General features: G+C 75.5%; 1 protein-coding gene. It reads right to left on the minus strand.

Annotated elements, in window-relative coordinates; translation table 11 throughout:
- The coding region (locus ACYVE7_RS34685; RefSeq protein ID WP_460370880.1) for a tetratricopeptide repeat protein at positions 1–971 on the minus strand (971 nt) is incomplete at both ends.

Genomic DNA, 971 nt, shown 5'->3' on the forward strand with positions numbered 1-971 from the left:
CGGCGGGTGGGGCCAGCGGTCCGTGGCGACGTCGGCGACACGCCGCGCCGTCTCGGCGTCCGGCGGCGGGAACGCCGGGGCGGCGACGGTGCCCTGGTAGTTCCAGACGGTGGCGGTGACCTTCTCTACCGGCGAGTCGGTGAACACCTCCGGGATGGTGAGGCGGGGGTCGGGGCCCGGCAGGTCGGTCACCGACACCGTGTAGCCGGGCAGGGCGCGGGTGAAGGCGAGGAAGGCGCTGGGCGGTTCCAGAGCCGAGACGCTCAGGCTGCCGGCGCCCTGGCCGCCGCCGTCGGCGAGGACCTGGCCGAGCACGTTGACGACCGATTCGGTGGCGGCGGGGACACCGCCCGCCCACCAGATCCGTCCGGCTTCGTCGGCCAGCACCTGGGCGGCGTGCGCGAACCCGTGGGTGCCGGGTTCCTGCGCGCGCAGCAGGTCGGCGACCTTGACGAGCTCGTCGATGTCTCGGTCGCGGCGGAACCGCAGCCCGCAGCGGACGAGCAGCGAGCAGTCGTGGCCCGGGTCGATCGCCAGGGCGCGTTCGGTCCATTCGAGTGCCTCGTCGATCCGGCCGGCGTCGCGCAGCAGTTCGGCGGTGTCGGCGTGGACCGCGAGGTTGCCGGGGGCCCGTTCGATGGCGCGTCCGAAGGCGGCGACGGCGTCGTCGGTCCGTCCCAGCGCCCGCAGCGCGTAGGCGGCGGCGATCGCCGCGTTGTCGGACGGCGTGATCGCCTCGGCCCGCTCGGCCAGCTCCACCGCCTCCTCGAACGCGCCGAACCGGCGGACGAACAGCGAGGACGTCCAGAGCAGCATCGCGTCGCGTGGGAACGCGGCGACGGCGTGCCCGGTCAGCGTCCGCCAGGGCACGAGCCCCGCCAGGGTCTCCTCCGCGCACGGTTCGGAGACGGCCCGCACCACCCGGACGATCGCCTGGACGACCGCGCCGGGACCTGCGCCGCGCGCCGTCG

It is taken from the genome of Actinocorallia lasiicapitis (assembly GCF_054778695.1).